Here is a 6,188-nt window from a genome sequence, read left to right as displayed (position 1 = left end):
ACCGCATCAAGCTGAAGCTAAACGGCTTGAGCCCCGTAAAATACAGGGCTCAGGCGGCGAGCTAAAACTGTCCAACTTTCGGGGGGCAGTCCACGGAGCGTGAGGAACGATAGTCATCAGCTACCGGGCCGTGCCTCTAGTCCGACTACTCTAAAAGTGCTTTTCGAGCACGGTGGCACTGACGACGCAGAGTGCGACGTTAGTGACGGCTGAGTCCTGGCGCTGATCCGGGGGTAGCCTGGCAGGACGCCAGGCTAGCCGCACCGGGCCATGGAGGGCCCGTTGCGGCGACCCCCGGATCAGTGACAGGGCGAAGGAACCCGACGAAGTCGGGCCGGAAACCGGAGCGAGGGGTTTTGCCTACTTTGGCCCCATCAAAGTAGGTCGCCGAGGGGCGAAAAGGTGACCTGAGTCGAACCTCAATTCACCTGACAAAGAAAAACCGCCGTGTGACGCAGAGCGTCACGAACTGCATTCCCACGCGGAGCGTGGGAACGATAGTCATCAATTCCCGGGCCGGGCCCTCAGCGCTGGCACAAGAATCACGATCCCTGCGCGCCCTGGCGCGTAACCGGTTGTGTCCGATACATCCCCGTTTCGTACAACTCTGGCATAACACTTGCTCTGCCTCTGTCACGTATTGAAGAACCTCTTGAATAGTGACGGATTATTGGCATGGCGCAGAGCGAAGAAGTTAAAGACCCCGCGACCACAGGCAAAGGTAAAGGCAAACTCAAGCTCATTATCATCGCCGTCGTGGCGTTGCTGCTGGCGGTAGGCTTGTCGGTGGGCGCGACCTGGTTCCTCATGCACAAGAGCGAAAGCAAGGTAGATCCAGCGGCGGCTGCAGCGGCAGCGAACGTCAAGCCAGTGGCGGTGTTCGAACCGATGACCCCGGCCTTCGTCGTCAACTTCAACGCCAACGGTCGCCAACGCTACATGCAGGTGAGTATTACCATGCTGGGCCGTAACGCAGCCGACATGGAAGCGCTGAAGGTACACATGCCATTGATCCGCAATAATCTGGTCATGCTGTTTGCAGCCATTCCCTTCGAATCGCTGGCTTCGCCGATCGGCCAGGAAATGCTGCGCCAGAAAGCGACCGCCAGCATTCAGGAAGTCGCACAGAAAGAACTCGGCAAGACTGTGATCGAACAGCTGCTCTTCACTAACTTCGTATTGCAGTAGGACTCTCACATGGCCGTGCAAGACCTGCTCTCCCAGGATGAGATCGATGCGCTGCTGCATGGCGTCGACGATGGGATGGTCCAGACCGACAACAACAGCGAACCTGGCAGCGTCAAAAGTTACGACCTGACCAGCCAGGACCGGATCGTCCGCGGACGCATGCCGACGCTGGAAATGATCAACGAGCGATTCGCCCGCTACACGCGTATCAGCATGTTCAACCTGCTGCGCCGCTCTGCGGACGTGGCGGTGGGCGGTGTCCAGGTCATGAAGTTCGGTGAGTACGTGCATTCCCTGTACGTGCCGACCAGCCTTAACCTGGCCAAGATCAAGCCGCTGCGTGGCACCGCGCTGTTCATTCTCGATGCCAAGCTGGTGTTCAAGCTGGTGGACAACTTTTTCGGCGGTGACGGGCGTCACGCCAAGATCGAAGGCCGGGAGTTCACGCCGACCGAACTGCGTGTCGTGCGCATGGTGCTGGATCAGGCGTTTGTCGACCTCAAGGAGGCCTGGCAGGCGATCATGGAAGTGAATTTCGAGTACATCAACTCGGAAGTGAACCCGGCCATGGCCAACATCGTAGGGCCGAGCGAGGCTGTAGTTATTTCCACCTTCCACATCGAACTCGATGGCGGTGGTGGCGATCTGCACGTGACCATGCCGTACTCGATGATTGAGCCGATCCGCGAAATGCTCGATGCCGGTTTCCAGTCCGATCTGGACGACCAGGATGAGCGTTGGGTCAACGCGCTCAAGGAAGACGTGCTGGACGTCAACGTGCCGCTCACGACGACCATCGCCCAGCGCCAGTTGCCGTTGCGGGACATTCTGCACATGCGCCCTGGTGATGTGATCCCGGTGGAACTGAGCGACTCGCTGGTCATGCGAGCCAATGGCGTACCTTCATTCAAGGTCAAGCTTGGCTCGCACAAGGGCAAGATGGCCCTGCAAGTAATCGAACCCATAGCGCGACGCTGACCTTTCTGGTCTGCGTCGGAAATTGTTGCGTAACTGAAATACTGCGTGCAGAGGACAACCGATGGCTGATGAAAACGATATGACGTCTGCTGAAGATCAGGCATTGGCCGATGAATGGGCTGCTGCCTTGGGCGAAGCTGGCGACAGTCAGGCTGATATTGATGCGTTGCTGGCTGCGGACGCCGGGAATTCGGGTAGCCGGATGGCCATGGAAGAGTTTGGCAGCGTGCCGAAAAGCACTGGTCCGGTTTCTCTGGATGGTCCCAATCTGGATGTGATTCTCGACATTCCGGTATCGATCTCCATGGAAGTGGGCAGCACCGACATTAACATTCGCAACCTGTTGCAGCTCAACCAGGGCTCGGTGATCGAGCTGGATCGTCTGGCGGGCGAACCGCTGGATGTGCTGGTCAACGGCACACTGATCGCGCATGGCGAAGTGGTGGTGGTCAACGAAAAGTTCGGCATCCGTCTGACCGACGTGATCAGCCCGAGCGAACGCATCAAGAAGCTGCGCTAAGTGAGGCGCTGGCTGAGTGTTCTGCTGACCCTGCCATCGCTGGCCTGGGCCGCCGAACCCGCCGCTCAGGCGGCGCCTGCGCAGGTGGCCAACACGGTCTCCGGCGGCATGGGCGGGCAGGTGGTGCAACTGCTGTTCGGTCTGATCCTGGTGATTGGTCTGATCTTCGTGCTCGCCTGGCTGATGCGCCGGGTGCAGCGCGTCGGGCCGAACAGCAATCAGGTGATCGAGCTGGTGAGTTCGCGCGCGCTGGGGCCGCGTGATCGGCTGGTGCTGGTGCAGATCGGCAATGAACAGGTGCTGCTGGGCATTACGCCCGGGCGAATCACGCCTCTGCATGTGCTCAAGGAGCCGGTGCAGGTGCCGGTGCGCGAGCAGGCCACCCCTGAATTCGCTCAGCGCCTGATGGAGCTGATGGGCAAGGATAAGGACAAGAAGTGATGGGCGCCTTGCGTTTCCTGATACTGCTGTTGCTGGTCATGGTGACGCCTGCTGCGCTGGCGGCCGATCCGCTGTCGATTCCGGCGATCACGCTGTCCAACGGTGCCGATGGTCAGCAGGAGTATTCGGTCAGCCTGCAGATTCTGCTGATCATGACCGCGCTGAGCTTCATTCCGGCGTTTGTCATGTTGATGACCAGCTTCACGCGAATCATCATCGTCTTCTCGATCCTGCGTCAGGCCCTCGGCCTGCAGCAGGCGCCGTCGAACCAGATCCTCACCGGCATGGCGCTGTTTCTGACCATGTTCATCATGGCGCCGGTCTTCGATCGGGTGAATCAGGACGCCTTGCAGCCTTACCTGGCGGAGAAACTTTCCGCGCAGGATGCGGTGGCCAAGGCGCAAGTGCCGATCAAGGACTTCATGCTGGCCCAGACGCGCACCAGCGATCTCGAGCTGTTCATGCGCCTGTCCAAGCGTACCGACATTCCGACCCCGGATGCCGCGCCATTGACCATTCTGGTTCCGGCGTTCGTGATTTCGGAACTCAAGACGGCGTTTCAGATCGGCTTCATGATCTTCATTCCGTTTCTGATCATCGATCTGGTGGTGGCCAGTGTGCTGATGGCGATGGGTATGATGATGCTGTCGCCGCTGATCATTTCTCTGCCGTTCAAGATCATGCTGTTTGTACTGGTGGACGGCTGGGCGCTGATTGTCGGCACCCTGGCTGGCAGTTTTGGTGGCGTATGAGCCGTTTTACTGAGGAGTCTGCCCGATGACGCCGGAAGTAGCCGTCGATCTGTTCCGCGAGGCGCTGTGGCTGACCACTGTGCTGGTCGCGATTCTTGTGGTGCCGAGCCTGTTGTGCGGTCTGCTGGTGGCCATGTTTCAGGCGGCCACGCAGATCAACGAACAGACCTTGAGCTTCCTGCCGCGTCTGCTGGTGATGCTCGTCACCCTTATCGTCATCGGCCCGTGGCTGTTGAAAATATTCATGGAATACATGCTGTCGTTGTACACCAGTATTCCGACCCTGATCGGCTAGCACCGCATGCAGCCGATGCTTGCGCTGACCGATACCCAGATCAGTACCTGGGTAGCCAGCTTCATGCTGCCGCTGTTTCGCATCATCGCGTTGCTGATGACCATGCCGATCATCGGCACCACGCTGGTCCCGCGTCGCGTGCGCATGTATCTCGCCGTGGCGATCACCGTAGTGGTCGCGCCTGCGCTCCCAGCCATGCCGCCCGTGCAGGCGCTCGACCTGAGCGCGCTGTTGCTGATCGGTGAACAGATCATCATCGGCGCCGGGATGGGCTTGTCGTTGCAGTTGTTCTTCCATATCTTTGTCATCGCGGGACAGATCATCTCGACGCAGATGGGGATGGGCTTTGCGTCAATGGTCGACCCTACCAACGGTGTTTCCTCCGCCACCATTGGTCAGTTCTTCACGATGCTGGTCACCCTGTTGTTCCTGGCCATGAACGGCCATCTGGTGGTGCTGGAGGTTCTCGTCGAGAGCTTTACCACGATGCCGGTCGGCAGTGGTTTGCTGGTCAATAACTTCTGGGAGCTGGCCAATGGGCTGGGCTGGGCACTGGCTTCGGGTCTGCGACTGGTATTGCCTGCGATCACCGCGCTGCTGATCATCAACATCGCCTTCGGGGTCATGACCCGCGCCGCGCCGCAACTCAACATCTTTTCCATCGGCTTCCCGCTTACGCTGGTGTTGGGCATGGTCATTCTGTGGATGACGATGGGTGACATGCTCAATCAGTATCAACCGATCGCAACGCAGGCATTGCAGGCGTTGCGCGATATGGTGAGGGCTCGTTGAATGGCAGAAAACGAGAATGGCCAGGACAAGACAGAAGACCCCACGGAAAAAAAGGTCAAGGACTCACGGGCTGACGGCCAGATCGCGCGCTCCAAGGAGCTGACCACGCTGGTGGTGATGCTGATGGGGGCGGGCGGGTTACTGATGTTCGGCTCTGATATCGCCCTGATGATGTCCGAACTGATGCGTGATAATTTCACGATATCCCGTGAAACCCTGATGGACCAGTCCTACATGGGCAAGGCGCTGCTCAGTTCCGGGATGCATGCGCTGGTCGTGGTCCTGCCGTTTCTGATCGCCATGCTGGTTGCCGCACTGGTGGGGCCGATCATGCTCGGTGGCTGGTTGTTCGCAACCAAATCGTTGATGCCCAAGTTCAGCCGCATGAACCCGGCAGCAGGGCTCAAGCGCATGTTCTCGCCGCATGCGCTGGTCGAGTTGCTCAAGTCCTTCGGAAAATTCCTGATCACTCTGGCAGTGGCGCTGGTGGTCCTGAACAATGAGCGCAAGGATCTGGTCGCGATTGCTCACGAGCCGCTCGAGCAGGCCATGATCCACAGCCTGTTGGTGGTGGGCTGGAGCAGTTTCTGGATGGCGTGCGGCCTGATATTCATCGCGGCAGCGGACGTGCCGTTCGTGTTGTATGAAGCGCACAAGAAGCTGTTGATGACCAAGCAGGAGGTGCGCGACGAGCACAAGAACAGCGAGGGCAGCCCGGAGGTCAAGCAACGTATTCGTCAGTTGCAGCGTGAAATGTCGCAGCGGCGCATGATGGCCTCCGTTCCCGAAGCAGACGTGATCATCACCAACCCGACACACTTCGCCGTCGCCCTCAAATACGATCCCGAGCAGGGCGGGGCGCCGATGTTGCTGGCCAAGGGTACGGATCTGGTGGCGCTTAAAATTCGTGAAATCGGCGCGCATAACGAGATCCTGATTCTGGAGTCTGCGGCACTGGCGCGTTCTATCTACTACAGCACCGAGCTTGATCAGGAGATCCCTGCCGGGCTGTATCTGGCAGTCGCCCAGGTGCTGGCCTACGTCTACCAGATCCGCCAGTTCCGCGCCGGTCAGGGCAAGCGCCCCGACCCTCTGGGCGACATCAAGATCCCGCCCGACCTGCAGCGCGACGCGTAGTCTGCTCCTGGACGCGTGGTGCGGCGCAGGTTTGTGACGCAGAGCGTCACCCACGGCCTTCCCGCGCTGGAGCGTGAGGAGCGAG

Annotated in this window: 8 protein-coding genes; all 8 read left to right on the top strand. The window is 59.4% G+C overall.

From position 1 onward, the window contains the following. Nucleotides 1–675: 675 nt before the first annotated feature. Nucleotides 676–1,188, top strand: a complete 513-nt coding sequence (fliL, locus tag KBY02_RS24795; RefSeq protein WP_003343996.1) for a flagellar basal body-associated protein FliL — start codon at nucleotides 676–678, stop codon at nucleotides 1,186–1,188. Between the two features lie 9 nt (nucleotides 1,189–1,197). Next, nucleotides 1,198–2,166: a flagellar motor switch protein FliM gene (gene fliM, locus KBY02_RS24790; RefSeq protein ID WP_003422170.1), complete on the top strand. Its 969-nt coding sequence runs from the start codon at nucleotides 1,198–1,200 to the stop codon at nucleotides 2,164–2,166. A 61-nt stretch (nucleotides 2,167–2,227) separates the two neighbouring features. Further along, nucleotides 2,228–2,686 (top strand): flagellar motor switch protein FliN, encoded by a 459-nt coding sequence (fliN, locus tag KBY02_RS24785; RefSeq protein WP_003316817.1) that lies wholly within the window; start codon nucleotides 2,228–2,230, stop codon nucleotides 2,684–2,686. Next, a complete protein-coding gene (gene fliO / locus KBY02_RS24780; RefSeq protein WP_003343990.1) occupies nucleotides 2,687–3,127 on the top strand; it encodes a flagellar biosynthetic protein FliO in 441 nt (146 codons plus the stop codon). Beyond that, on the top strand, nucleotides 3,127–3,879 hold the full coding sequence (gene fliP / locus KBY02_RS24775) for a flagellar type III secretion system pore protein FliP (RefSeq protein ID WP_003316820.1): 753 nt from the start codon (nucleotides 3,127–3,129) through the stop codon (nucleotides 3,877–3,879). The genes fliO and fliP overlap by 1 nt, the downstream gene beginning before the upstream one ends. A gap of 25 nt (nucleotides 3,880–3,904) precedes the next feature. Continuing rightward, the gene (locus KBY02_RS24770; RefSeq protein WP_002554277.1) at nucleotides 3,905–4,174 is read left to right on the top strand and encodes a flagellar biosynthetic protein FliQ; all 270 of its coding nucleotides are present in this window, start codon (nucleotides 3,905–3,907) and stop codon (nucleotides 4,172–4,174) included. Nucleotides 4,175–4,180: 6 nt separating this feature from the next. After that, complete coding sequence (fliR, locus tag KBY02_RS24765; protein ID WP_017279339.1) at nucleotides 4,181–4,966, top strand: flagellar biosynthetic protein FliR; 786 nt, start codon at nucleotides 4,181–4,183, stop codon at nucleotides 4,964–4,966. Then, entirely contained in the window at nucleotides 4,967–6,103 is a 1,137-nt protein-coding gene (gene flhB, locus KBY02_RS24760; protein ID WP_060400335.1) for a flagellar biosynthesis protein FlhB, read from the top strand. Nucleotides 6,104–6,188 lie beyond the last annotated feature (85 nt).

It is taken from the genome of Pseudomonas sp. P129 (assembly GCF_020312195.1).
Classification (GTDB): Bacteria; Pseudomonadota; Gammaproteobacteria; order Pseudomonadales; family Pseudomonadaceae; genus Aquipseudomonas; species Aquipseudomonas fragariae.
The sequence above is the reverse complement of the archived record's forward strand: the minus strand, read 5'-3'. Positions and strand labels throughout refer to the sequence as shown.